Source organism: Streptomyces sp. NBC_00322 (assembly GCF_036147535.1).
Classification (GTDB): Bacteria; Actinomycetota; Actinomycetes; order Streptomycetales; family Streptomycetaceae; genus Streptomyces.
The window spans coordinates 6,907,447-6,933,301 of sequence record NZ_CP108019.1 but is presented as its reverse complement, the minus strand read 5'-3'; the positions used below and the strand labels follow the sequence as shown (position 1 = coordinate 6,933,301).

Sequence of the window (25,855 nt, the reverse complement as noted above, 5' to 3'; positions counted from 1 at the left end):
CGGAGGGCGGCACCCAGTGCGGGGTGCCGCCCTTCGGCGTATCGCGGATGCCGCTTCGGCGGATGGTGCTTACTTGCGCATGACCTCGGGCTCGTGGCGGCGCAGCAGTCGCGCGACCGCGACACCACAGATGACGCCGATCACGAGCAGGATGGTGATGTTCATGCCCCACTGGCCCGCCGAGTGCTCCCACAGGGGGTCCAGGTCGGTGGGCTTGTTCGGGTCCCACGGCGGCATCAGGTGCGACAGGTCGAGGGTCGCGCCCGCACCGGCGATGGCCCAGCGGGACGGCATCAGCCAGGCGAACTGCTCCAGGCCGGGCGAACCGTAGACCTGGAAGAGGATGCCGGTGAAGACGACCTGGACGATGGCGAACATGACCAGCAGCGGCATGGTCTTCTCGGCGGTCTTCACCAGCGCGGAGATGACCAGGCCGAACATCATCGAGGTGAAGCCCAGCGCGATGACGACGAGGCAGATCTCGACGGCCGGCGGCATGATCAGGCCCTCTTCGGGCAGCTCGCGGGTGGCGAAGCCGATCGCGCAGATGATGACGCCCTGGATGGCCGTGATCACGCCGAGGACGATCACCTTGGACATCAGATACGCCGAGCGGGCCAGGCCGGTGGCCCGTTCCCGTTCGTAGATGACCCGTTCCTTGATCAGTTCTCGAACGGAGTTGGCGGCGCCCGAGAAGCACATGCCGACCGCGAGGATCAGCATGATCGTGCCCGCGTCGCCGTTGAACTTGCTCGGCGGCGTGGGCGGCGCGAGGCCGAACTTCGCCGGGATGACCACGCTGACCAGGCCGAGGACCGCGGGCAGGATCACCATCAGGCCCATGAAGCCCTTGTCGGACGCGATGACCGAGGAGTAGCGGCGGATCAGCGTCCACAGCTGGGAGCCCCAGCTCTGCGGCTTCGGCGGGCGCATCTGCTGCGGCGGCGGCATGTGCACCGACTGCGCGGCGACGGCGTCGATGTCGGCCGCGTACATCTGGTAGTGCTGCGAGCCGCGCCAGCGGCCCGCCCAGTCGTAGTCGCGGTAGTTCTCGAACGCCGAGAAGACATCCGCCCAGGTGCTGTAGCCGAAGAAGTTGAGCGCTTCCTCCGGCGGACCGAAGTACGCCACCGAGCCGCCGGGGGCCATGACGAGGAGCTTGTCGCACAGCGCCAGCTCGGCCACGGAGTGGGTGACCACCAGGACCGTACGGCCGTCGTCGGCGAGGCCGCGCAGCAGCTGCATGACGTCGCGGTCCATGCCCGGGTCGAGGCCGGAGGTCGGCTCGTCCAGGAATATCAGCGACGGCTTGGTCAGCAGCTCCAGGGCGACGGAGACGCGCTTGCGCTGGCCGCCGGAGAGCGAAGTGACCTTCTTTTCCTTGTGGATGTCGAGCTTGAGCTCGCGCAGCACCTCGTCGATACGGGCCTCGCGCTCGGCCTCGGCGGTGTCACCGGGGAAGCGGAGCTTGGCCGCGTACTTGAGCGCCTTACGGACCGTGAGTTCCTTGTGCAGGATGTCGTCCTGCGGGACCAGACCGATGCGCTGGCGCAGTTCGGCGAACTGCTTGTAGAGGCTGCGGTTGTCGTAGAGGACGTCGCCCTGGTTGGCGGGCCGGTAGCCGGTGAGCGCCTTGAGCAGGGTGGACTTGCCGGAGCCGGAGGGGCCGATGACGCCGATGAGCGACTTCTCCGGTACGCCGAAGGAGACGTCCCGCAGGATCTGCTTGCCGCCGTCGACCGTCACCGTGAGGTGGCGGGCGGAGAAGGAGACCTCACCGGTGTCGACGAACTCCTCGAGCCGGTCGCCGACGAGACGGAACGTCGAGTGGCCGACGCCGACGATGTCGTTCGGGCCGATGAGCACCGTGCCGGACTTGGCTATCGGCTGACCGTTGACGTACGTGCCGTTGTGGGATCCGAGGTCCCGGATCTCGAAGCGGCCGTCGGGCGTGGCCACGAACTCGGCGTGGTGGCGCGAGACCTGGAGGTCGGAGACGACCAGTTCGTTCTCGAGCGCACGACCGATACGCATCACGCGGCCCAGCGCCAGCTGGTGGAAGGTGGTCGGGCTGCGGTCCCCGTACACCGGCGGGGCCCCCGCGACACCGCCGGCACCGCCGGGTCCTTGCTGGTGCGGGACCTGCGCCTGGGGCTGCGGCCAGGCCTGCTGTGGCTGTTGGGCAGGGGCCTGCGCCTGCTGCGGCCAGGCTTGTTGCGGCTGGGCCGGGGCCTGGTGGGCCGGGGCCTGCTGCTTGACCGCCTGCTGCTGCGGTGCCTGCTGGGGCGCGGCACCCTGGGCGCTGTAGGCACCGGCCGCCGCGGCCGAAAGGTTCAGCCTGGGGCCGTCGGTGGCATTGCCCAGGTGCACGGCCGAGCCGGGGCCGATCTCCATCTGATGGATGCGCTGGCCCTGCACGTATGTGCCGTTGGTACTGCCGTGGTCCTCGATCACCCAACTGCGGCCGCCCCAGCTGATGCTGGCGTGCCGCCACGAGACCCTTGCGTCGTCGATCACCAGGTCGCCCTGCGGATCACGTCCGAGGGTGTATGACCTGGACGGATCGAGAGTCCAGGTCCTTCCGTTCAATTCCAGTACGAGTTCCGGCACTCCATGCCCCACTAGTTGTCCCCCGAGTTACCCCCATCACAGGGAGTCTAGGGATGGCGAACATCGTGAGGAACTATTTCAGGCGTCGTCCCGTAACCGAAAGCCGGGCCATGTGAAGACCGTGTCCGGGATGACCGTTGACGGAGGAGAAACGCGCACGGAGCATGGTAAGCGCCCATGAGTGCGTACGGATCATGCGCGAATAGGGGTAACTGGGGCAAACCCAGCAAGGATCGGGGGGTCCGATGGACGCAGGCGGCAGTGGCGAGAGGGTGCCATGGGTCGATGTGCTGCTGGCGTCGATTGCCGCGGTGAGCTGGGCGCTCGTGGGAATGGTGGGCGCGGCCGCGCTCGGACTGCATCTGCTGGGCGCGGATTCGGCGGGGTCGCTCGGGCCGATGACCGCGGCGGTGGTGGTGCTCGCGGTGGGCGGATCGGTCACTCCCACAGGCGATGTGTCCGCGTTCGGGCTGGAAGGTGCGCAGGCGCGGACGGCCGTCGAGATCACGCCACTTGGGATCGGTCTCGTCGGGGCACTGTTCCTTGCGTACTTCTTTCTACGTTCGCTGCGGCGCGCGGGGCCGTACATCTCGGGGAGTGAACTCGCCGCGCGGGCGGGCGGGGTGGTGATCCTGTTCGTCGCGACGATCGGCGGCTTGGCGTGGGCAGGTCACGACGTCATCACGATCGACGGAGCAGAGCTGGGTCTTCACGATCTGCCGGGCGGCGGGGGCGGGGGCGACGGCGGCATCGAAGTGCCGGGGCTCGGCGACATCGGTGACATCGGAGGGCTGCTGCCCGACCGGCTCGGCGACTTGGTGGACGCGAAGGCGGCGGTGGGGTTCAGCGTGAACACCGCGGATTCGCTGGCGGGCGCGCTGTTCTGGGTGCTCGGGGTGCTTGTCGTCTCGCTGCTCGCCTCGCGCCGTTCGCCGCTGCCGGGCGGGGCTCTGGCCGCGGCGGTGCGGCGGAACGTACGTCCGGCGGCGTCCGCGCTCGTGGCGGTGCTGCTGGTCGCGGTCCTCGCGGGGTACGCGGCTGCGGGGTACGCGGCGATCGGCGACGACCACCCGAAACGGATCGCGGGCGCCGCGCTGCTCGGGGCGCCGAACGGGGTGTGGCTCGGTGTGCCGCTGGGGTTGTTCGTGCCGTGGGACGGCAAGGCGACGGGCGAACTCGCGAAACTGCTGCCGGATCCCCTCGACGAACTGCTGAGGGTGTCCGCGGACGAGCCCGTGACCGTCGGCAGGCTGGCCGAGCTGGACGGGCGGGTGTGGCTGCTGGCGGTCGCGGCGGCGGTGATGATGCTGTACGCGGGGGTGCTGGCGGCGGCCCGTACGCCTGCGGGCTGCGGGGTTCTTGAGTTCGCGGGACGGTGCGCGGTGCGGCTGGGCCTGGTCACGGCCCTGGCCCTGCCCCTGTTGGTGTGGCTGACCGACGTCTCGGCGGACGCGTCGCTGTCGGTGCTCGGCTTCGACGCGTTCGGCGCGGGCATCGAGCTGCACGGGGCGCTGGGGATGGCGCTGCTGCTGGGGGCGGCGTGGGGGGCGGGGGCCGGTGGGCTGGGGGCGGTGCTGGTGTACGCGACGCGGGGTGGCGGCGTGGCGGAGGTGCCGGGGCCGTCGGTGGCGGAGGTGCCGGGGCCGTACCGTCCGGCGCCGCCGTACCGGCCGTCGAACGACGACACGAACCCGTATCTGCGCCCTCCGCCGGAGATCCACGGCGCGCCGACGATGGCGGGCCCTTTCCCGACCCCGCCCCCGCCTCCACCACGCCCGCGCCCGCCGGTGCCCCCGGAGGACGGCCCGCCACCCCCTCCGCGCCCACCGACGAGGGGCCGCTGAGGACGCGTCGGGGTGCGGGGTGGCCGTCCGGCGGTGCGGGTGGCCGTCCGGGGTTCGGGTCGCGGGGGTGCCCGGTGCCGCGGGCGTGCCGTTTGGGGTCCGTGACCGCAGGTGCGTGGCCCCGCGCCGCGAAGCAGGCGGCTTCCAGGGTGTGGGGGCGTCCCCCAGGGGTCCGGGGCGCAGCACCGGTTTCGGGAAGGGGCGGGGTGGGGGAACAAACCCGCGCCGGACGGTCAGCTCACACGGCCGCCCCGCCTCGTGGCGAAGCCGCAAAGCGCACCCAGCGCCGCCCCGCCCCGGGGGTTCGGGGCGCAGCCCGGTCCGGGACCCCCGCCGCGTCCGGCAGGCGGGACGGCCCGTCTCGTGTCCGCCCGCGCCCGATACGGTGGAAGCACCATGAGCGCATCGCAGACCTCCGACGTACGTACCCTCCTCGTCAAGATCTTCGGGAAGGACCGTCCCGGGATCACCGCCGGGCTCTTCGACACCCTCGCCGCCTACTCCGTCGATGTCGTCGACATCGAGCAGGTCGTCACCCGGGGCCGCATCGTGCTGTGCGCCCTCGTCACCGCCCCGACCGCCGGTGTCGCCACCGAGGGGGAGCTCCGGGCCACCGTCCACAGCTGGGCCGAGTCGCTGAAGCTGCAGGCCGAGATCATCTCGGGCACCGGCGACAACCGCCCCCGTGGCAGCGGACGTTCGCATGTCACCGTCCTCGGGCACCCGCTGACCGCCGAGTCGACCGCCGCCATAGCGGCGAGGATCACCGCCACCGGCGGGAACATCGACCGGATCTTCCGGCTGGCCAAGTATCCGGTCACCGCCGTGGAGTTCGCGGTGTCCGGTGCGGAGACCGAGGCGCTGCGGACCGTGCTGGCGACGGAGGCCGCCGGGATCGGGGTCGATGTCGCCGTCGTGTCGGCCGGGCTGCACCGTCGTGCGCAGCGACTGGTCGTGATGGATGTGGATTCGACGCTCATCCAGGACGAGGTCATCGAGCTGTTCGCGGCGCACGCGGGCTGCGAGGACAAGGTCGCCGAGGTCACGGCCGCCGCGATGCGCGGGGAGCTGGACTTCGAGCAGTCGCTGCACGCGCGCGTGGCGCTGCTCGCCGGGCTCGACGCCTCGGTGGTGGACAAGGTGCGCGAGGAGGTGCGGATGACTCCCGGCGCCCGCACCCTGATCCGTACACTCAAGCGGCTCGGCTTCCAAGTGGGCGTCGTGTCGGGCGGGTTCACGCAGGTCACAGACGACCTCAAGGAGCGGCTCGGGCTCGATTTCGCCTCGGCGAACACGCTGGAGATCGTGGACGGGAAGCTCACGGGACGGGTGACCGGCGAGATCGTGGACCGCGCGGGCAAGGCGCGGCTGCTGCGGCGGTTCGCCGCGGAGGCGGGTGTGCCGCTCGCGCAGACCGTCGCGATCGGCGACGGCGCGAATGATCTGGACATGCTGAACGCGGCCGGTCTGGGCGTGGCCTTCAACGCCAAGCCCGTGGTCCGCCGCGCGGCCCACACCGCGGTCAATGTGCCATTCCTGGACACCGTGCTGTATCTGCTGGGCATCACCCGCGAAGAGGTCGAGGCCGCGGACGACCCGGGCGCGGAGCACTAGCCCGGCAAGATCCAAACGACAGGCCCTACTAGGTCCTGTCCGGTCGATCGAGCCCGGCAAGATCGACCGGACAGGAACTGGCCCGTACGGCAGAAGGCCCCGGTGCGAGGACTCGCGCCGGGGCCGTTTGTCGGATCGGGGGTGTTACTCGTGAGGCGCCCAGTAGTCGAGCAGCGTGCCCACACCGTGCTCCACTGACTTCCAGGAGCCGGTGAAGCCGACCACCGCGAAGGCCGCGGTCGGGAAGCCGGTCTTGGTCATCCGGGCCGGTGCTTCGCCCTCGGCCTTGCCGGCGAGCGCGTCCGCGAGGGCGTGCATCCCGGGGTTGTGGCCGATGACGAGCAGCTCGTTCACCTCGTCGGGGGTCTCGTTCAGCAGCGCGAGAAGTTCGCCGAGGGAGGCGTCGTACAGCCTCTCCTCGTACACCGTCTTCGGGCGGTGCGGCAGCTCGTGGACCGCCAGCTTCCAGGTCTCGCGGGTTCTGCTCGCGGTCGAGCACAGTGCCAGGTCGAAGGCGATACCTGTATCGGCCAGCTTGCGGCCTGCCACCGCCGCGTCCTGACGGCCGCGCTCGGCGAGCGGGCGGTCGTGGTCGGACACCTGCGGCCAGTCCGCCTTCGCATGCCGAAGGAGGACGATCCTGCGGGATTCGGGAGATCCGGGGGCTGTCCCCCCGGAAGACACGGCGTCGCTCATGCACCCCAGCTTCGCATGAAATGAGCCAGCGGGCGCAGGGTGTTGACGCGCTCCCCCGTCATGGGTGAATACGTCACCGGGACAGGGTCTGCTGGATGCGCTCCAGGATCTGGCCGACCGCGGGCTCGCCGCCCGCGGCCTGCGCCTGGGCGGGGTCGGCGATCAGCAGGAACAGTACGGCGAAGGCGAGCATCGGCAGGGCGAGGGCCCACCACGGCAGCCGGATGTCGACGCCGCCGGTGGCCTTGGGGTGAGGCCGGGTGTGCGTGTGGGCCGACATGGCCGCCTCCGTGACTCCGTAGGTCTGCGGTTCGATGCTTCAAACCTACGGATCATGGGGTCCTTGGCCCATCCGGTGACCCACCCACTTCACCCTGAGCCTGACCCCCTAGGGGATGGTGGTGCTAGCCCCCCTTTTCGTGTGGCTCGGTTCGCCTCCGGGGCACTCGCCGGGCGGCGGCCAACTCCCGGGTCAGGGCGAGGCGATGGAGGCGATGATCGCGATCACGACGGTAATGGCGATCATGGCTCCGAAGACGTAGAGGAGCTTCTTCTGGCCGTCTTGGGGGTTCGGGTCGAGCACAGGCATGGAACCAGTCTCGCACCTCAGCATTCGTCCTCGATCGTCCGGTCCCGCCCGGCCAGGACGCCGACCGCCATCTGCGGCACGATCAGCCCCGCCATCAGCGCGATCGGCAGTTCCCAGCCGCCGCTGTGCTGGTAGAGCACGCCCACCAGCAGCGGGCCGGGGATGGAGATCAGATAGCCGGTGGACTGCGCGAAGGCCGACAGGCGCCCGACTCCGGCGCCGGTGCGCGAGCGCATGCCGATCATGGTGAGGGCCAGCGGGAAGGAGCAGTTGGAGATGCCGAGCAGCAGCGCCCACGCCCAGGCTCCGGCGGCGGGTGCGAAGAGCAGGCCCGTGTATCCGGTCAGCCCGCACAGGCCGAGGGCGACGACGATCGGGCCCTGGGTCCTCATCCGGGTGGCGAGCCGCGGGATGACGAAGGCGAGCGGTACGCCCATCACCATGGTCACGGCGAGCAGCACTCCCGCCGTGCCCGCCGGGACCCCGGCGTCGCGGAAGATCTGCGGCATCCAGCCCATGGTGATGTACGCGCCGGTGGCCTGGAGGCCGAAGAAGCAGGCCAGCGCCCAGGCGGTGGGGCTGCGGGTGATCCGGGGCGCCGGGGAGTCCTGGGCCTGTGCGGCGAGCGTGCTCCGCGCGGCCGCGCCGCGGTCGCGGGCGAGGCCGATCCAGGGCAGTACCGCGAGGACGGCGAGGAGGGCCCAGATCCCGAGGCCGACGCGCCAACTGCCGCCCAGCGCCGCGGTCATGGGCACGGTCGCGGCCGCGGCGACGGAGGTGCCGAGCGCCAGTGCCATCGAATAGAGCCCGGTCATGGAGCCGACGCGGTCGGGGAAGTACCGCTTGACGATCACCGGCATCAGGACGTTGCTGACGGCGATGCCCATCAGGGCGAGCGCGCTGGCGGCGAGGAAGCCCGCCGTACCGCCGGCGAAGGGCCTGATCAGCAGGCCGGTGGCGATGGCCGCCATGCCGGCGCAGACGACGGCGCCCGGGCCGAAGCGGCGGGCGAGCCGGGGTGCCGCGATCCCGAAGATCGCGAAGCAGAGCGGCGGCACGGAGGTCAGGACGCCGGCCACGCTGCCGCTCATGTGCAGTCCGACCCGGGCCTCTTCGAGGAGTGCGCCGAGGCTGGTGATGGCGGGGCGGAGATTGAGGGCCGCGAGGACGATCCCGACGATCACGAGGCGGGTGAGCCAGATCGCGGGCCGCCGGTCCGCAGCGACCACGGCGGTACGGTCGGTGAGGGCGGGGCTATGGGCCGGGGGCTCGGTCAGGGTCTGGGTCCGGGTCTCGTCCTGCATGAGGCCATCATAGAATCATGGGATGATTGGTTGTCCAATCCTTCACCACTCTCGTACGCAAGGAGCACCATGGCGCTGACCTCTCCCCGGCGTTCCGCGCTCTCCGATCAGGTGATCGCCGAGCTGCGGAACCAGATCACCTCGGGCGAGTGGCCGGTGGGCTCGCGCATCCCCACCGAACCGGAACTGGTCGAGCAGCTGGGCGTGGCCCGCAACACCGTCCGCGAGGCGGTCCGCGCACTCGCCCACAACGGCCTTCTGGACATCCGCCAGGGCTCGGGGACGTATGTCGTGGCGACGAGCGAGCTGGCCGGCGTCATGCACCGCCGCTTCGCCGACGCCGACCCGCGGCACATCGCCGAGCTGCGCTCCACGCTGGAGTCCTCGGCGGCCAGGCTGGCCGCGCAGCGGCGTACGGCCAAGGACCTGAAGCAGCTGGACACGCTTCTGGCCCGGCGCGAGGAGGCCTGGGCCTCGGGGGACGCGGAGCGGTTCGTCGCCGCCGACGCGACCTTCCATCTCGCGGTGGTGGCGGCCTCGCACAACGAGGTGCTCAGCGAGCTCTACGCGGACCTGGGCGATCTGCTGCGCGACTGGCTCCGCGACGACGTGGGCCACGAGCTGCGCCCGGAGCACCACATGGATCACGCGCGGATGGTCGAGGCGATCCGCGAGGGCGACGGCGACACGGCGGCGACCGAGGCGGCGGGCTATCCGTTCATGTGCCTGCGGACTCCTGCAGCGGCTGATGGCTGACCCAGACGGCGCCGATCTCTTTCCAGCAGCGGTCGGTGAGTTCCGCGTAGTCGGCGGGGCCCACCTCGACGGGCGCGCTGTCCGCGTCGATGTCCCACCAGCGCTCGCACTCGACATGCAGCCGGACGCGGTCGATGGAGGGGTACGGATTGTGGCAGTAGGCGGTGGCCCGGGAGCCCTCTACGACGGTGCGGCAGTCGGCCTCGTGCATCTGAGGCCGGGGCGGGGGCTCCGGCTCTTGGCGGTGCGGCTGGGAGACGGCGGCCGGCGCCGCCCACACGAGGACGGTCACCGTGGCCGGTACGAACGCGGAGCGCCAGGTCGTACGCACAAGCGGGACCTCCTCGGCCGTACTGCGGCAGGGTAGCCGCGGCTGCACCACAAGGGGGATTGCCCCTCAAGCCTCGCCGCCGGGGCGCGGTACCGCGCGGCTTTGGGGGCCGAACGGGCGACGCCCCGTCCCCCGCACGCTGCGGGGGACGGGGCGTCGATGCCGTACGAAATACGGAAGGCCGTACGAAGGGGTCGTACGAGAGGCTAGGCGCCCATCATGTGCACGCCGCCGTCGACGTGGACGATCTCGCCGGTGGTCTTCGGGAACCAGTCCGAGAGCAGGGCGACGACACCGCGGCCGGTCGGCTCCGGGTCCGCCATGTTCCACTCCAGCGGGGAGCGGTGGTTCCACACGTCCGCGAGCTCCGAGAAGCCCGGGATGGACTTGGCGGCCATGGAGCCGATGGGTCCGGCCGAGATCAGGTTGCAGCGGATGTTCTGCTTGCCCAGGTCACGGGCGAGGTAGCGGGAGGTGGCCTCCAGCGCCGCCTTCGCCGGGCCCATCCAGTCGTACTGCGGCCAGGCGAACTGTGCGTCGAAGGTGAGGCCGACGACCGAACCGCCCTCCTGCATCAGCGGCAGGCAGGCCATCGTCAGCGACTTCAGGGAGAACGCCGAGACGTGCATCGCGGTCGAGACGGACTCGAACGGGGTGTTGAGGAAGTTGCCGCCGAGGGCGTCCTGCGGCGCGAAGCCGATGGAGTGGACGACACCGTCGAGGCTGCCGAGCTCCTCACGGACCAGGTCGGCGAGCCGGTCCAGGTGCTCGCTGTTGGTCACATCCAGCTCGATGACCTTGGCGGGCTTGGGCAGCTTCTTGGCGATGCGCTCGGTCAGCGTGGGCCGGGGAAAGGCGGTGAGGATGACCTCGGCGCCCTGCTCCTGTGCCAGCTTCGCGGTGTGGAAGGCGATGGAGGACTCCATCAGCACACCGGTGATCAAGATGCGCTTGCCGGCGAGGATTCCACTCATGTGATCAGTGACCCATGCCCAATCCGCCGTCAACGGGGATGACGGCTCCAGTGATGTACGAGGCGTCGTCGGAGGCGAGGAAGCGCACCGCGGCGGCGATCTCCTCCGGCTGCGCGTAACGGCCGAGCGGCACCTGCGAGACGATGCCCGCGCGCTGCTCGTCGTTGAGCACCTTGGTCATGTCGGTGTCGACAAAACCGGGCGCGACGACGTTGAAGGTGATGTTCCGCGAACCGAGTTCGCGGGCCAGCGAGCGGGCGAAGCCGACGAGACCCGCCTTGGAGGCGGCGTAGTTGGCCTGTCCCGCCGAGCCCAGCAGCCCGACCACGGAGGAGATCAGCACGACACGGCCCTTCTTGGCACGCAGCATGCCGCGGTTGGCGCGCTTGACGACCCGGAAGGTGCCGGTGAGGTTGGTGTCGAGGACGGAGGTGAAGTCCTCCTCGGACATCCGCATCAGCAGCTGGTCCTTGGTGACACCGGCGTTGGCCACCAGCACCTCGACGGGACCGTGCTTCTCCTCGATCTCCTTGTAGGCCTGCTCCACCTGCTCGGAGTCGGTGATGTCGCACTTGACGGCCAGGAAGCCGGCCGGCGGCTCGCCCGAGCGGTAGGTGATCGCGACCTTGTCGCCGGCCTCGGCGAACGCGCTGGCGATGGCGAGGCCGATGCCCCGGTTTCCTCCGGTGACGAGAACCGAGCGGCTCAACGGATCACCCTTTCGATAGCGGTCTGGTACTCGAAAACCTATCGGTCCCGCACCCCCCGCGGAGAATCGGGCCCTGACAGCGCCTTCATCCAGTCACTGTCGGGTCCCTACAGAATGGCGCTGGGCAAGGGCCCCTCCGGCGCGACATGATCGGAACGACCGTCTCAACGACAGGAGACATCCGTGCCTCATTCCCTCGACGAAGCCTTCACAGCGCTGCCGCTGCGGGCCCTCGCCGACGCGGCACTCGCCCGGGCGCGTGCGCTCGGCGCCGAGCACGCCGACTTCCGCTTCGAGCGCGTACGCAGTGCGGCGTGGCGGCTGCGCGACGCCAAGCCCGCAGGATCGTCCGACACCACCGACATCGGGTACGCGGTGCGGGTGGTGCACGGCGGCGCCTGGGGGTTCGCCTCCGGGGTCGACATGACCATGGACGCGGCCGCCCGGGTCGCGGGCCAGGCGGTCGCGATGGCCAAGCTGTCGGCGAAGGTGATCGCCGCGGCCGGCTCCGACGAGCGGGTGGAGCTGGCCGAGGAGCCGGTGCACGCGGACCGCACCTGGATCTCCTCGTACGAGATCAACCCGTTCGAGGTACCCGACGAGGACAAGACCGCGCTGCTCACCGAGTGGAGCACACGGCTGCTGCGGGCGGAGGGCGTGGCGCATGTGGACGCGTCGCTGCTCACCGTGCAGGAGAACAAGTTCTACGCGGACACGGCGGGCACCGTCACCACCCAGCAGCGGGTGCGGCTGCATCCGGCGCTCACTGCCGTCGCGGTCGACGAGACGACCGGTGAGTTCGACTCGATGCGCACGATCGCCCCGCCGGTGGGCCGCGGCTGGGAGTACCTGACCGGCACGGGCTGGGACTGGGACTCCGAACTGGAGCAGATCCCGGGGCTGCTGGCGGAGAAGATGCGCGCGCAGAGCGTCGAGGCCGGGCGGTACGACCTGGTGGTCGACCCGTCGAATCTCTGGCTGACCATCCATGAGTCGATCGGCCACGCCACCGAGCTGGACCGGGCGCTGGGGTACGAGGCGGCCTACGCGGGGACGTCCTTCGCCACCTTCGACAAGCTGGGGAAGCTGGCGTACGGCTCGTCGGTGATGAATGTGACCGGCGACCGGACCGCCGAGCACGGGCTCGCGACCATCGGCTACGACGACGAGGGCGTCGAGGCGCAGTCGTGGGACCTGGTCAAGGACGGGACGCTGGTGGGCTACCAGCTGGACCGGCGGATCGCGAAGCTGACGGGCCTCGGTCGTTCCAACGGCTGCGCGTTCGCGGACTCCCCCGGTCATGTGCCGGTGCAGCGGATGGCGAACGTGTCGCTGCAGCCGGATCCGGGCGGGCTCTCCACGGAGGATCTGATCGGCGGGGTGGAGCGCGGGATCTATGTGGTCGGCGACCGGTCGTGGTCGATCGACATGCAGCGCTACAACTTCCAGTTCACCGGGCAGCGCTTCTTCCGTATCGAGAACGGCAAGCTGGCGGGTCAGCTGCGCGATGTCGCGTACCAGGCGACGACGACGGACTTCTGGGGCTCGATGGAGAAGGTGGGCGGCCCACAGACCTATGTCCTGGGCGGCGCCTTCAACTGCGGCAAGGCCCAGCCGGGCCAGGTCGCGGCGGTCTCCCACGGCTGCCCGTCCGCGCTGTTCCGCGGCGTGAACATTCTCAACACGACTCAGGAGGCCGGTCGATGAGCGCCGACCGCGCCCGCACCGCCCCTTGCTGGGGGTCCGGGGGTCGTCCCCCGGGCAAGCACAGTCTCAACACGACTCAGGAGGCCGGTCGATGAGCCGCAACAGCAAGCCGCACGAGATCGTCGAGCGGGCCCTCGAACTGTCCACCGCCGACAGTTGCGTCGTCATCGCCGACGAGCACTCCTCCGCCAATCTGCGCTGGGCGGGCAATGCCCTGACCACCAACGGCGTCACCCGCGGCCGCACCCTCACCGTCGTCGCCACCGTCGACGGCTCCGAGGGCACCGCGTCCGGTGTCGTATCGCGCTCCGCCGTCACCGCGGACGACCTGGAGCCGCTGGTGCGCGCCGCCGAGGCCGCCGCGCGCGGGGCGGCCCCCGCCGAGGACGCCCAGCCACTCGTCGAAGGGGTCCCCGCGTCCCCCGACTTCACTGACGCGCCCGACGAAACCTCCTCCGCCGTCTTCGCGGACTTCGCTCCCGCGCTGGGCGAGGCGTTCGCCCGCGCACGGGCCGGCGGGCGTGAGCTGTACGGCTTCGCCAACCACGAGCTCACCTCCACCTACCTCGGTACGTCGACGGGGCTGCGGCTGCGCCACGACCAGCCCAACGGCACGCTGGAGCTCAACGCCAAGTCCCCCGACCGCTCCCGTTCCGCCTGGGCGGGCCGCTCGACGCGGGACTTCAAGGACGTCGACCCCGCGCTGCTCGACGCGGAGCTCGCAGGCCGGCTCGGCTGGGCCGAGCGCCGGATCGATCTGCCCGCGGGCCGGTACGAGACGCTGCTGCCGCCCACCGCGGTGGCCGATCTGCTGATCTACCAGCTGTGGTCGTCGGCGGCCCGGGACGCGGCCGAGGGCCGTACGGTCTTCTCCAAGCCGGGCGGCGGCACCCGTATCGGCGAGACGCTCTCGCCCCTGCCGCTGACCCTGCGCAGCGACCCGAACGAACCGGGTCTGGAGTCCGCGCCGTTCGTGATCGCCCACTCCTCGGGCGACGACGCATCGGTCTTCGACAACGGCCTGCCGTTGTCGGCGACGGACTGGGTACGCGACGGAAAGCTGGAGCACCTGGTCACCACCCGGCACAGTGCCGCCCTGACCGGCCTGCCCGTCGCGCCCGGAGCGGGCAATCTGATCCTGGACGGCGGCGGCGAGCGCTCGCTGGACGAGATGGTCTCGGCGACCGCCCGCGGGCTGCTGCTGACCTGCCTCTGGTACATCCGCGAGGTCGACCCGGCCACGCTGCTGCTGACCGGGCTGACCAGGGACGGCGTCTACCTGGTGGAGAACGGCGAGGTGGTCGGCGAGGTGAACAACTTCCGCTTCAACGAGTCGCCCGTCGATCTGCTCTCGCGGACCACCGAGGCGGGACGTACCGAGAAGACGCTGCCGCGCGAGTGGGGCGACTGGTTCACCCGGGCCGCGATGCCCGCGCTGCGCATCCCCGATTTCAATATGAGTTCGGTCAGCCAGGGCGTATAACCTCGTACTCGACCCTGGACACACCGAACGATGGCACATCGAAGGAGACGCGAGAGACGTGACGGACATCGTCGACGAACTGCAGTGGCGTGGGCTGATCGCCCTCTCCACTGACGAGGACGCATTGCGCAAGGCGTTCGCGGACGGTCCCGTCACGTTCTATTGCGGCTTCGACCCGACCGCGCCCAGCCTGCACCTGGGCAATCTGGTCCAGATCCTCACCATGCGCCGGATCCAGCTGGCGGGGAACCGCCCGCTGGGTCTGGTCGGCGGCGCCACCGGTCTGATCGGGGACCCGAAGCCGAACTCCGAGCGCACGCTCAACGCGCCGGAGGTCGTCGCGGGCTGGGTGGAGCGGCTGCGCGGGCAGATCGAGCGCTTCCTCGACTTCGAGGGACCGCACGCCGCGACCATGGTCAACAACCTGGACTGGACGTCGGGCCTGTCGGCGATCGACTTCCTGCGCGACGTCGGCAAGTACTTCCGGGTCAACAAGATGATCGCCAAGGAGGCGGTCGCCCGGCGACTGAACTCCGACGCGGGCATCAGCTACACCGAGTTCAGCTACCAGATCCTGCAGGGCATGGACTTCCTGGAGCTGAACCGGCGCTACGGCTGCACGCTGCAGACCGGCGGCAGCGACCAGTGGGGCAATCTGACCGCGGGCACCGACCTGATCCACCGGGTCGAGCCGGAGGCCGAGGTGCATGCGCTGGCCACCCCGCTGATCACCAAGGCGGACGGTACGAAGTTCGGCAAGACGGAGACCGGCACGGTCTGGCTCGACCCGGAGCGCACGACTCCGTACGCCTTCTACCAGTTCTGGCTGAACGCGGACGACCGGGACGTCTCCAAGTTCCTGCGGATCTTCAGCTTCAGGTCCCGCGAGGAGATCGAGGAGCTGGAGACGCTGACCGAGGAGCGGCCGCAGGCGCGTGCCGCGCAGCGGGCGCTGGCGGAGGAGCTGACGACGCTCGTGCATGGCGCGGACGAATGCGCGGCCGTCGTCAATGCCTCGAAGGCGCTGTTCGGGCAGGGGGAGCTGGCAGGGCTCGACGAGCCGACGCTGCGGGCGGCGCTCTCCGAGCTGCCGCATGCCCAGGTCGCCGAGCTGGCTCCGGTCGTGGACCTGTTCGCGGAGGTGGGGCTCGTGGCCAGCAAGTCGGCCGCCCGCCGCACCGTGAAGGAGGGTGGAGCCTACGTGAACAACGTCAAGGTCGCCGCGGAGGACGCGGTGCCGGCGCGTGAGGATCTGCTGCACGGGCGCTGGCTGGTGCTGCGCCGGGGCAAGAAGAACCTGGCCGCGGTCGAGGTCACCGCGGGCTGACCGGCTGTGGCAATGGCTCCGCCCCGAACCCCCGCTGCGGGGTTCGGGGCGGAGCCTTTGCCGGCGCTCAGGCTCTCTGCCTGTTGCCGCGTACGGCGGTGTAGGCCATGTCTCCCAGGAGCACGATCACCACGGCCGCCGCGAGCTGGAGTACGTGACGCCCCCAGTCGATGCCGCTGGTCTCGTCGATGCCGAACCCACGCGCCAGCGCATTGCCGATCAGGGCGCCGATGATGCCGAAGATGGTGGTCAGCCAGAGCGGACTGTGCTGCTTGCCCGGGATGATCGCCTTGGCGAGCAGACCGAGCACGAATCCCACGATGATCGCCCACAACCAGCCCATGGCTGCCTCCTCGTAAGGCTCTGCGTGTGCAGTTACGCCTCAGTCTCGGCCTGCCCGCCGTACAGCGCATGTCGGGCACAGCCGTACGCACTACGGCGCAGCCGCGACCACGCAGGTGGGGCCCGCCCCGGTCTCGTAGGTGTCCGATGCGCGGCGTACGGTGGAAGGCGTCAGGACCGGGGAGTGTCCGACGCGGAAATCGGGTGGTGGAACGTGATGCGGAAGCATGGCAGCACGGAGGTCTTCCGGATCACCGGAGCGCGCCAGGGTCTCGCGGACGATGTGCGCGGACGGCAGCGCCGCTATGTGATCTCGATGTCGGTTCGAACCGTGGCGGTGATCCTTGCCGCGGTCCTGTGGAATGTGGAACGCCCTGTGGCCATCGTGGCACTCGTGCTCGGCGGGATTCTCCCGTACATTTCCGTGGTGATCGCCAACGCGGGCCGGGAGAGCGCCCCTTCAGCACCCTCGACGTTCGTCCCCGCCCCGTCCCGGCCGGTGATCGCGCCGGTCACGCCCACCGCCGCGGAAGGAGAGCCGGAAGCCGACGGAGCCCGGCAGGAGGCCCATGGGCGGGAACAGAGCTGATTCCAGGGGGCTCCCGAAGCTCAGGAAAAGCTCAGCCAATCGTGAAGTTCCAGTGCACCTCACCCCACTCCCCGTGACATACTTCGTAGGCGCTCCGCATCCCCCGTCGGAGCGACGGACCGACGCCGGGCAGCTCCCCCCGTGGCTGCTCGGCGTCGCCATGTGGTGGCCACTTCGGTACGGACGTAAGAGTGAGTGACGAGACCCCGATCTGCTCCGCGAAGGGCTGCCGCGCCGAGGCCGTCTGGGTGCTCGCGTGGAACAACCCGAAGCTGCACACTCCGGAGCGCCGCAAGACCTGGCTCGCCTGTGACGAGCACCGCGAGCACCTGTCCAACTTCCTTGGCCTGCGCGGCTTTCTGAAGGATGTCGTGACGCTCGACGAATGGGAGCGGAAACAGCCCTAGGCGGCCCTTCTCGAGCGCCCTCGACCACCGATCACCGCACAACTCAGCGCGCATTGCTGACCGTTGGCGCGGTCAGCCGGCTCCCGCTCAGCCGCCGATCGCCGACATCGGGCGGTCGGGCTGCAGGAACGACGGGTCGTCGAGGCCCGAGCCCGCCTTCTTGCCCCACATCGCCAGCTTCCAGATGCGGGCGATCTCCTCGTCCGGCGCGTCCGAGCGCAGGGCGGCCCGCAGGTCCGTCTCCTCACGGGCGAACAGACAGGTGCGCACCTGGCCGTCGGCGGTGAGCCTGGTGCGGTCGCAGGCGGAGCAGAAGGGGCGGGTGACGGAGGCGATGACTCCGACGCGGTGCGACCCGCCGTCCACGATCCAGCGCTCGGCGGGCGCGGAGCCGCGCTCCTGCTCGCCCTCGGCGGTGAGGGTGAAGCGCGTACGCAGCGACTCGAGGATGTCGCCCGCGGTGATCATGCCGTCGCGCTTCCAGCCGTGCTGGGCGTCCAGCGGCATCTGCTCGATGAAGCGCAGCTCGTAGTCATGAGCAACGGCCCAGGCCAGCAGCTCGGGGGCCTCGTCGTCATTGAGGCCCGGCATCAGGACCGTGTTGACCTTGACCGGGGTGAGGCCCGCCTCGCGGGCGGCCTCCAGGCCGTCCAGCACGTCGTGGTGGCGGTCCCGGCGGGTGAGGGTCTTGAAGACCTCGGGCCGCAGGGTGTCCAGCGAGACATTGACCCGGTCCAGACCCGCCGTCTTGAGGGCGGCAGCGGTGCGCTTGAGGCCTATGCCATTGGTGGTCAGGGACATCTTGGGGCGGGGTGCGAGAGCGGCGCAGCGCTCCACTATCCCGACCAGGCCGGGCCGCAGCAGCGGCTCCCCACCGGTGAAGCGGACCTCGGTGATGCCGAGATCGGTGACGGCGATACGGATCAGCCGGACGATCTCGTCGTCACTGAGCAGATCTGGCTTGGCAAGCCACTGCAGGCCCTCTTCCGGCATGCAGTACGTACACCGCAGATTGCAGCGGTCGGTCAGTGAAACACGCAGGTCAGTGGCCACACGGCCATAGGTGTCGATGAGCACGGTGGGCCCCCTCCCCTGTTCAGCGGATCTTATTGCTACCGAGCCTACGCCAGGGCACCGACAACGCACGGGGCCCGATTGTCACGAGGAGCGGTGCGGCCGCGTCGTAGGACTCTACGACGCGGCCGCGGCACGAACTCGTACGATGCCGTCTCTCAGTGGGCTCCGGTGCCGGTGAGGGACTTGACCTCGAGCTCCGCGTACTTGCCCTTGTCGGGCTCCTCCTTGGACAGCACGGTGCCGAGCCAGCCGAGCAGGAAGCCCAGCGGGATCGAGACGATGCCCGGGTTCTCCAGCGGGAACCAGTAGAAGTCCGCCTCCTTGAACATGGAGGTGGGCTTGCCGGAGACGACCGGCGAGAAGAGCACCAGCACCACGGCCGAGGTCAGACCGCCGTAGATGGACCACAGCGCGCCCTGCGTGGTGAACCTCTTCCAGAACAGGCTGTAGAGGATCGTCGGCAGGTTCGCGGACGCGGCGACCGCGAAGGCGAGGGCGACCAGACCGGCGACGTTCAGATCGCGGGCCATCGCGCCGAGCGCGATGGAGACGATGCCGATGGCGACCGTCGCCCAGCGGGCCGCCCGGACCTCTTCCTTCTCGGTCGCCTTGCCCTTGCGGATGACGTTGGCGTAGATGTCGTGCGCGAAGGAGGACGAGGAGGCCAGGGTCAGGCCCGCGACCACCGCGAGGATGGTGGCGAAGGCGACCGCGGAGATCACCGCCAGCAGGACGGAGCCTCCCGTGGAGCCCGAGCCGCCGCCGATCTCCAGGGCCGCCAGTGGCGCCGCCGTATTGCCCGCCTTGTTGGAGGCGATGATGTCGCCCGGCTTGAGCAGGGCCGCCGCGCCGAAGCCGAGCACGATGGTCATCAGATAGAAGGCGCCGATGATGCCGATCGCCCAGTTGACCGACTTACGCGCGGCCTTGGCGGTGGGCACGGTGTAGAAGCGGATCAGGATGTGCGGCAGTCCCGCGGTGCCGAGCACCAGCGCGATGCCGAGCGAGATGAAGTCCAGCTTCGATGTGCCGGTCTTGCCGTACTTGAGCCCCGGCTCCAGGAAGGACGCTCCCTTTCCGCTGTTCTCGGCCGCCTTGCCGAGCAGGTCGGAGAGGTTGAAGTTGAACTTCAGCAGGATCAGGAAGGTGATGAGCACGGTGCCCGCGATGAGCAGGACGGCCTTGACCATCTGCACCCAGGTGGTGCCCTTCATGCCGCCGATGGTCACGTACACGATCATCAGTACGCCGACCAGCGCGACGATCGCGATCTTGCCCGCGTCGCTGGTGATGCCGAGCAGCAGCGAGACCAGCACGCCCGCGCCCGCCATCTGCGCCAGCAGATAGAAGATCGAGACGACGATGGTGGAGGTGCCGGCGGCGGTACGGACCGGGCGCTGGCGCATGCGGTAGGCGAGGACGTCGCCCATCGTGTAGCGGCCGGAGTTGCGGAGCGGTTCGGCGACCAGCAGCAGCGCGACCAGCCAGGCGACGAGGAAGCCGATCGAGTAGAGGAAGCCGTCGTAGCCGAAGAGGGCGATGGCGCCCGCGATACCGAGGAAGGACGCGGCCGACATGTAGTCGCCGGAGACCGCGAGCCCGTTCTGGAATGCGGTGAACTGGCGGCCGCCCGCGTAGAAGTCGGCGGCGCTCTTGGTCTGGCGTCCGGCCCACACGGTGATGAACAGGGTGGCGACGACGAAGCATGCGAAGAGCGTGATGATCAGCGGCCGGTGTTCGCTCGCTTCTTCGGCGGCGAGCTGGACCGTGGGATAGGCGGCGTACGCGGCGCTCATGCGTCGTCCTCCATGCGGGACTTGATCGCCTCGGCCTTGGGGTCGAGCTTCTCGGCTGCGTGACGCGAGTAGAGCCAGGCGATGAGGAACGTGGTGGCGAATTGGGCGAGTCCGAAGACGAGGGCGACATTGATGTTGCCGAATAGCTTGGTGCCCATAAAGCCGCCGGCGTAGTTGGACAGCAGTACGTAGAGCAGGTACCAGGCGATGAAGGCGACGGTCAGGGGGAAGGCGAAGGAGCGGTATGCGCGGCGCAGTTCGCCGAATTCCGCACTCTCCTGCACCTCGACAAACGACTCTGTCGTGGGCTGAACGGGGCTGGTGTCCGTACCGCCCTGGGGCGGCGGTGCATCGGTGGCCACGGAATCTCCTCGCGACGCGGGTGCGGTGGGGTTGGACATGGGGACCTCACTGGTCGGGGGTGGTTTTGATGTTGCTCCACCCCCTGACAACGGCACGGAGAGCACGCCGGGCCGGTTCAACATCGGCCTTTTTCTTACCGATTTCTTCCAGAACTCATTGATGGCGGCCCATGATCGGCGATAGCTTCGCTGGTCATGTACCCGCCCATTCACAGGGGTCTGGGCGGTTGACACGGATGATGTGGAGAACCCATGGCTCATCTGGGATCCAGACGGCGGCGCGCACTCGCTCTGCCCGCAGGTCTGGCGCTCACAGCCTCGCTCGGTTTCCTTCCCGCGGGAGCCGCATCGGCGGCCCAGGCGGACGAGGTACCCGCCGCGGTCGTGACCGACGGCCCGAAGCTGTCGTACGTCGTGAACGTCAAGGGCGGGCACCACACCGCCACATCGGTGAAGAAGGCGATAGCCAAGGCCGGCGGCACGGTGGTGATCGCCTATGACCAGATAGGCGTCATCGTCGTCCACTCGCAGAACCCCGACTTCGCCAAGACGATCCGTCAGGTCCGGGGCGTGGCCTCGGCGGGCGCGACGCGCACCGCGCCGATCGCCCCCGCGAGCGACACGGCGATCGACTCCGAGCGCCCGCTGACCGCCGACGAGGCGAAGACCGCGGCCGCACAGGCGGACGCCGGTCAGGACCCGCTCGAGCCCCTTCAGTGGGACCTGCCCGCCATCAAGGCGGACAAGGCACACGAGAAGACGCTGGGCAGCAAGAAGGTCACGGTCGCGGTCATCGACACCGGTGTCGACGACACCCACCCCGATCTCGCGCCCAACTTCGACGTCGGGGCGTCCGCCAACTGTGTGAGCGGCAAGCCCGACACGACTCCCGGCTCCTGGCGGCCGGCCGCCAACGAGAGCGACCACGGCACGCATGTCGCGGGCACGATAGCCGCGGCCAAGAACGGCGTCGGCATCACGGGTGTCGCCCCGGGCGTCAAGGTCTCCGGCATCAAGGTGGCGACCACGGACGGCTTCTTCTACACCGAGGCCGTCGTCTGCGGCTTCGTGTGGGCCGCCGAGCACGGCGTCGATGTGACCAACAACAGCTACTACACGGACCCGTGGCTGTTCAACTGCAAGAACGACCTCGACCAGGGCGCTCTCGTCGAGGCGCACCGCCGGGCCATCGGCTACGCGGAGCACAAGGGCGTGGTGAACGTCGCCGCGGCCGGCAACTCGAAGATGGACCTCGCCGCCGACGAGCTCACCGACACGACGAGCCCGAACGACACCACCCCGGGCACGCGGGTCATCAACCCCCGTGAGTGCCTGGACATTCCGACCCAGATTCCCGGGGTCGTCACCGTCTCGGCGCTGGGTGCGAAGAACCTGAAGTCCTCGTACTCCAACTACGGTCTCGGCGTCATCGACATCTCCGCCCCCGGCGGTGACTCGACCGCCTTCCAGAAGCCGGACGCGCCGGCCGTCGACGGCCGGATCCTGTCCACGCTGCCGGGCGGCAAGTACGGCTACAAGGCCGGTACGTCGATGGCCTCGCCGCATGTCGCGGGCGTCGTCGCGCTCATCAAGTCGCAGCACCCGCACGCTTCGGCGGCTGCGGTGAAGGCCCTGCTGTACGCGGAGGCGGACGACACGGCCTGCACGAACCCGTACGACATCAACGGCGACGGCACGGTCGACGCGGTGTGCGAGGGCGGCACGCGCAAGAACAGCTTCTACGGCACCGGTGTCGCGGACGCGCTGGACGCGGTTCGCCGCTGACGGCTGAGGAGTTCAGGGGGCCGGACGCGCAGGTCGCGTCCGGCCTCTCTGCGCTGTGTCACGGCTTGATGAGGACCTTCAGCGCGGTGCGCTCGTCCATCGCCCGGTAGCCCGCGGGAACACCGTCGAGGCCGACCGACAGGTCGAAGACCGGCGACGGGTCGATCGTGCCGTCCAGGATGTCGGGCAGCAGCTCGGGGATGTACGCGCGCACGGGCGCGACGCCGCCGCGCAGGGCGATGTTCCGGTCGAACATGACGCCCAGGTCCAGGCCGGTGCCGCTGCCGTGGGGCACCCCGACATAGCCGATCGCGCCGCCGTCGCGGGCGATCCCGACGGCCGTACGCATCGACTGCTCGGTGCCGACGGCCTCGATCACGGCATGCGCGCCCTGCCCGCCGGTCAGTTCACGGACGGCCGCGACGGCCCCGTCGCCGCGCTCGGCGACGACATCGGTGGCGCCGAAGGTCCTGGCGATGTCGGTACGCACCTGGTGGCGGCCGAGCGCGATGATCCGCTCGGCGCCGAGCCGCTTGGCGGCCAGCACTCCGCACAGGCCGACCGCGCCGTCGCCGACGACCGCGACGGTGGAGCCTTTGGTGACCCCCGCGCCGATGGCGGCGTGGTGCCCCGTGCCCATGACGTCGGAGAGCGCGAGCAGCCCGGTCAGCAGCCGGTCGTCGGACGCGGCGTCCGCGGGGAGCTTGACGAGGGTGCCGTCGGCGAAGGGAACGCGTACGGCCTCGCCCTGACCGCCGTCGGACGCCTGGCCCCCGGCGTCGATCGAGCCCCAGAAGCCGCCCTGCGGGCAGGAGGTCTGCAGGCCTTCGGCGCAGTACTCGCAGCTGCCGTCGGACCAGACGAACGGAGCGACGACCAGATCGCCGGGCTCGAAGCCGGTGACCGCGGAACCGGCCTCCTCGACCACGCCCAGGAACTCGTGGCCGATGCGCTGCCCCGGCTGCCGGGCCGACTCACCTCGGTACGCCCACAGGTCGCTGCCGCATATACAGGCGCGCAGGACGCGCAGCACCACGTCGGTCGGCTGCCGGATCGCCGGATCGGGCACCTCCTCCACGCGGATGTCGTGCGGGGCGTGGATGACGGTGGCGCGCATGAGGCAGGTCCTTGCTGATCAGACGGTGAAACGTGGAACGGGCCTTTCACGGTACGCCTGTGCGAGCAGTGCCTGTGCGCCGAGATAGGTCAGCATGATCCAGAAGTCGGGGCGCGGCAGCTGCGGCCACTCCGCGACACCGGTGGCGATGAGCATGTCGGAGAGCAGGAAGAGCGCCCCGCCGAGCCCGACCACGAGCCCGAGCCGCGAGGAGCGGTATGCCATGGCGGTGAGCAGCACGCTGTATCCGGCGACCGGAATGCGCAGATCGGCCGGAAGGTCCGGCCAGAGCGCGGCAACGGCCGCGACCAGTGCGATGCCGTAGCCGATGCCCAGCCCGGGGTGTGTACGTCCCCGCCCGAAGAGCAGCAGGTAGCAGACGTGCCCGGCCGCGAAGCACCCCATACCGAGAAGGAAGGCGATGTCGGCCGAGGCCAGCAGGAACACGTCCCCGCCCCAGCCGCAGAGCAGCGCGGCGACCAGCAGCCGCCGCCCGCCCCGTGCGTACACATGGCCCGCGAGCAGCGGCATGAGCAGGGGCTTGGCGATCTGGTGACCGGCCTCGGTCCCTGCGAGGAGGGATCCGAGGTCGACGGCGACGGCGAGGCCGAAGGCGATGAGCAGGACACGGGCGAGCGCCTCGCGGCCCGAGCGGGATTCCGCGGCCGCCTGCCGTCGGACCAGGTCGCGGGCGCCGACGCCTTCCGGTGTGCTCACGCGGCAGGCTCCGCGGCCGTTTTGGCCACCGGTGCGACAGCCGGCTGCGTGGCGGCGGGCTGCCAGCCGGGCCCGCGGAAGATGCGCCCGGCCCGCTCGCGCCAGGTGCCGGCCGCCCGTACGTCCCTCGCGATGGCCGCGTACTCGTGTGTCGCGACCCGCAGCGGGTTGTACGTCTCGATGTTCTTGGTGAGCCCGAAGACGGGCCGCTCGGTCTCCGGTGCGAAGGACCCGAAGAGCCGGTCCCACACGATGAGGATCCCGCCGAAGTTCCGGTCCAGGTAGCCGCCTTGGGAGGCGTGGTGCACCCGGTGGTGGGAGGGCGTGTTCAGTACGTACTCGAAGGGCCGCGGCAGCTTGTCGATCCGCTCGGTGTGCACCCAGAACTGGTAGACGAGGTTGGCCGAGGAGCAGAAGGCGAGCGCGGCGGGATGCACTCCGCACGCGATGAGCGGCAGATAGAACGGCCAGACGGTCAGACTCGTCCAGGGCTGGCGCAGCGCGGTGCTGAGGTTGAACTTCCGGCTGGAGTGGTGCACGACATGGCAGGCCCACAGGATCCGGATGACGTGGTGGCCTCGGTGGGACCAGTAGTAGAAGAAGTCCTGCGCGAGCAGCATCAGCAGCACGGTCCACCACAGGACGGGGACGCGGGCCGGGGTGAGCTCGTAGACCGCGGTGTAGATCGCGACGATGGGGATCTTCCAGAGGAAGTCGAAGGCGAGACTGCCGAGCCCCATACCGATGCTGGTGGCGGCGTCCTTGGTCTCGTAGCCTGCGGCGTCCTCGTCGGGATGGATCCGGTAGCTCACGACCTCCAGGACGGTGAGCAGCACGAAGGCGGGTATCGACCACAGCACGGCATCGGGCAGGTTCGGCATGCGAGCACCGTAGAGGCGGGGGCGGGGCTCGGCTAGATGTTGCTACCGACAAGTATGTGAGACGACTTGTCAGCTGCAGTTGGTGACTTCTGCCAACCTGCCCCTCAAACCCCCACCGCGCCGAGCAGCGACCCCGCCCCATAGGTGACCGCCATCGCCAGCGCTCCCCCGCCCACGTTCCGCAGCACCGCGGGCCCCGCCGACGCGGCGCCCAGGCGGGCGCTCCACCAGCCCGTCAGGGCCAGGGCCGCGAGGACCGAGAGGACCGTGACCGGCAGGCGCAGCCACGAGGGCGGAAGCACGATCGCCAGCAGGGGCAGCAGCGCGCCCGCCGTGAACGCGAGGAAGCTCGCGCCGGCCGCATGCCACGGGTTGGCAAGATCGTCCGGGTCGATGCCGAGCTCCACGCGCGCGTGGGCGCGCAGGGCGTCGCGTTCGGTGAGCTGCTCGGCGGCCTCGCGGGCCACGTCCTGCGACAGGCCGCGGGCCACCAACAGGCCGGTCAGTTCCTCCAGTTCCTCCTCCGGCTCCTCCCGCAGCTCGCGCCGTTCCACGGCCAGGGCCGCCTTCTCGGAGTCGCGCTGGGTGGAGACGGAGACGTACTCGCCGGCCGCCATGGACATCGATCCGGCAAGCAGTCCCGTGAGGCCCGCCGTGAGGAGGGTGGCGCGCGAGTCGGTGGCGCCTGCCACGCCGACGACGAGACCCGCGGTGGACACGACGCCGTCGTTGGCGCCGAGGACCGCGGCACGCAGCCAGTTGAGGCGCGCGCCGAGAGCCCCGCCGTGGGCTTCGTCGTGCGGTGTGTCGGTCACCACGGGAGGGTCTCACCCTCCCT

25 protein-coding genes are annotated in these 25,855 nt (G+C 70.0%); 9 read left to right on the top strand and 16 right to left on the bottom strand.

Translation table 11 applies throughout. The features are described 5' to 3' along the window. Window positions 1–69: 69 nt before the first annotated feature. Window positions 70–2,622 (bottom strand): ABC transporter ATP-binding protein/permease, encoded by a 2,553-nt coding sequence (locus OG905_RS31635; protein ID WP_328679459.1) that lies wholly within the window; start codon window positions 2,620–2,622, stop codon window positions 70–72. Window positions 2,623–2,855: 233 nt separating this feature from the next. On the opposite strand from OG905_RS31635, the gene OG905_RS31630 reads away from it, so the two are divergent. Together OG905_RS31630 and serB are read left to right on the top strand one after the other, a co-directional pair. Then, entirely contained in the window at window positions 2,856–4,454 is a 1,599-nt protein-coding gene (locus tag OG905_RS31630; RefSeq protein ID WP_328679458.1) for a streptophobe family protein, read from the top strand. A gap of 396 nt (window positions 4,455–4,850) precedes the next feature. Beyond that, window positions 4,851–6,068, top strand: a complete 1,218-nt coding sequence (gene serB / locus OG905_RS31625) for a phosphoserine phosphatase SerB (protein ID WP_328679457.1) — start codon at window positions 4,851–4,853, stop codon at window positions 6,066–6,068. Window positions 6,069–6,212: 144 nt separating this feature from the next. Here serB and OG905_RS31620 read toward each other — a convergent pair whose 3' ends face one another. From OG905_RS31620 to OG905_RS31605, 4 genes are all read right to left on the bottom strand, one after another. Next, window positions 6,213–6,764, bottom strand: a complete 552-nt coding sequence (locus OG905_RS31620; protein WP_328679456.1) for a SixA phosphatase family protein — start codon at window positions 6,762–6,764, stop codon at window positions 6,213–6,215. 73 nt (window positions 6,765–6,837) lie between these two features. Further along, entirely contained in the window at window positions 6,838–7,044 is a 207-nt protein-coding gene (locus tag OG905_RS31615) for a hypothetical protein (protein WP_328679455.1), read from the bottom strand. A gap of 192 nt (window positions 7,045–7,236) precedes the next feature. Next, window positions 7,237–7,353, bottom strand: coding sequence for an SGM_5486 family transporter-associated protein (locus tag OG905_RS31610; protein WP_266477891.1), 117 nt, complete (start codon window positions 7,351–7,353; stop codon window positions 7,237–7,239). A gap of 17 nt (window positions 7,354–7,370) precedes the next feature. Then, entirely contained in the window at window positions 7,371–8,657 is a 1,287-nt protein-coding gene (locus OG905_RS31605; protein ID WP_328679451.1) for a CynX/NimT family MFS transporter, read from the bottom strand. Between the two features lie 69 nt (window positions 8,658–8,726). Here OG905_RS31605 and OG905_RS31600 point away from each other — a divergent pair, with 69 nt between their 5' ends. Beyond that, entirely contained in the window at window positions 8,727–9,413 is a 687-nt protein-coding gene (locus OG905_RS31600) for a FadR/GntR family transcriptional regulator (protein ID WP_328679449.1), read from the top strand. On the opposite strand, the gene OG905_RS31595 is transcribed toward OG905_RS31600, so the two are convergent. The 3 genes from OG905_RS31595 to fabG all read right to left on the bottom strand — a co-directional run bounded on the left by OG905_RS31595 (window position 9,376) and on the right by fabG (window position 11,427). Then, a complete protein-coding gene (locus tag OG905_RS31595) occupies window positions 9,376–9,744 on the bottom strand; it encodes a hypothetical protein (RefSeq protein WP_328679448.1) in 369 nt (122 codons plus the stop codon). The two genes, OG905_RS31600 and OG905_RS31595, sit on opposite strands and share 38 nt — an antisense overlap. A gap of 206 nt (window positions 9,745–9,950) precedes the next feature. Next, window positions 9,951–10,718: an enoyl-ACP reductase FabI gene (fabI, locus tag OG905_RS31590; protein WP_324973262.1), complete on the bottom strand. Its 768-nt coding sequence runs from the start codon at window positions 10,716–10,718 to the stop codon at window positions 9,951–9,953. Between the two features lie 4 nt (window positions 10,719–10,722). Then, complete coding sequence (gene fabG, locus OG905_RS31585; protein WP_324973265.1) at window positions 10,723–11,427, bottom strand: 3-oxoacyl-[acyl-carrier-protein] reductase; 705 nt, start codon at window positions 11,425–11,427, stop codon at window positions 10,723–10,725. Between the two features lie 183 nt (window positions 11,428–11,610). On the opposite strand from fabG, the gene OG905_RS31580 reads away from it, so the two are divergent. The 3 genes from OG905_RS31580 (at window position 11,611) to tyrS (ending at window position 15,944) form a co-directional block, all read left to right on the top strand. Continuing rightward, window positions 11,611–13,134, top strand: coding sequence for a TldD/PmbA family protein (locus tag OG905_RS31580; protein WP_328679444.1), 1,524 nt, complete (start codon window positions 11,611–11,613; stop codon window positions 13,132–13,134). A gap of 91 nt (window positions 13,135–13,225) precedes the next feature. Then, complete coding sequence (locus tag OG905_RS31575) at window positions 13,226–14,617, top strand: metallopeptidase TldD-related protein (RefSeq protein WP_328679443.1); 1,392 nt, start codon at window positions 13,226–13,228, stop codon at window positions 14,615–14,617. 58 nt (window positions 14,618–14,675) lie between these two features. Continuing rightward, window positions 14,676–15,944: a tyrosine--tRNA ligase gene (tyrS, locus tag OG905_RS31570; RefSeq protein WP_328679441.1), complete on the top strand. Its 1,269-nt coding sequence runs from the start codon at window positions 14,676–14,678 to the stop codon at window positions 15,942–15,944. Between the two features lie 67 nt (window positions 15,945–16,011). Here tyrS and OG905_RS31565 read toward each other — a convergent pair whose 3' ends face one another. Beyond that, window positions 16,012–16,287: a GlsB/YeaQ/YmgE family stress response membrane protein gene (locus tag OG905_RS31565; RefSeq protein WP_328679439.1), complete on the bottom strand. Its 276-nt coding sequence runs from the start codon at window positions 16,285–16,287 to the stop codon at window positions 16,012–16,014. A 213-nt stretch (window positions 16,288–16,500) separates the two neighbouring features. Here OG905_RS31565 and OG905_RS31560 point away from each other — a divergent pair, with 213 nt between their 5' ends. After that, window positions 16,501–16,875, top strand: coding sequence for a DUF3099 domain-containing protein (locus OG905_RS31560; protein WP_328682703.1), 375 nt, complete (start codon window positions 16,501–16,503; stop codon window positions 16,873–16,875). A gap of 191 nt (window positions 16,876–17,066) precedes the next feature. After that, entirely contained in the window at window positions 17,067–17,282 is a 216-nt protein-coding gene (locus OG905_RS31555; RefSeq protein WP_328679437.1) for a hypothetical protein, read from the top strand. 87 nt (window positions 17,283–17,369) lie between these two features. Here OG905_RS31555 and moaA read toward each other — a convergent pair whose 3' ends face one another. From moaA to OG905_RS31540, 3 genes are all read right to left on the bottom strand, one after another. Then, window positions 17,370–18,359, bottom strand: coding sequence for a GTP 3',8-cyclase MoaA (gene moaA, locus OG905_RS31550; protein WP_328679435.1), 990 nt, complete (start codon window positions 18,357–18,359; stop codon window positions 17,370–17,372). A gap of 155 nt (window positions 18,360–18,514) precedes the next feature. After that, a complete protein-coding gene (locus OG905_RS31545; RefSeq protein WP_328679433.1) occupies window positions 18,515–20,155 on the bottom strand; it encodes a solute symporter family protein in 1,641 nt (546 codons plus the stop codon). Next, window positions 20,152–20,517, bottom strand: coding sequence for a DUF485 domain-containing protein (locus OG905_RS31540; protein ID WP_328679431.1), 366 nt, complete (start codon window positions 20,515–20,517; stop codon window positions 20,152–20,154). Before OG905_RS31540 ends, OG905_RS31545 begins: the two co-directional genes overlap by 4 nt. 252 nt (window positions 20,518–20,769) lie before the next feature. Between OG905_RS31540 and OG905_RS31535 the strand changes: the two genes are divergently transcribed. Beyond that, window positions 20,770–22,302 carry a S8 family peptidase gene (locus tag OG905_RS31535; RefSeq protein WP_328679429.1) on the top strand — a complete coding sequence of 511 codons (1,533 nt, stop codon included), beginning with the start codon at window positions 20,770–20,772 and terminating at the stop codon, window positions 22,300–22,302. A gap of 58 nt (window positions 22,303–22,360) precedes the next feature. On the opposite strand, the gene OG905_RS31530 is transcribed toward OG905_RS31535, so the two are convergent. The 4 genes from OG905_RS31530 to OG905_RS31515 form a co-directional block, all read right to left on the bottom strand. Then, entirely contained in the window at window positions 22,361–23,419 is a 1,059-nt protein-coding gene (locus tag OG905_RS31530; RefSeq protein ID WP_328679427.1) for a zinc-dependent alcohol dehydrogenase family protein, read from the bottom strand. A gap of 18 nt (window positions 23,420–23,437) precedes the next feature. Next, entirely contained in the window at window positions 23,438–24,103 is a 666-nt protein-coding gene (locus OG905_RS31525; RefSeq protein WP_328682701.1) for a lysoplasmalogenase, read from the bottom strand. A 29-nt stretch (window positions 24,104–24,132) separates the two neighbouring features. After that, window positions 24,133–25,017 (bottom strand): sterol desaturase family protein, encoded by an 885-nt coding sequence (locus tag OG905_RS31520; RefSeq protein ID WP_328679426.1) that lies wholly within the window; start codon window positions 25,015–25,017, stop codon window positions 24,133–24,135. A gap of 104 nt (window positions 25,018–25,121) precedes the next feature. After that, entirely contained in the window at window positions 25,122–25,832 is a 711-nt protein-coding gene (locus OG905_RS31515) for a VIT1/CCC1 transporter family protein (RefSeq protein ID WP_328679423.1), read from the bottom strand. Window positions 25,833–25,855: the final 23 nt, after the last annotated feature.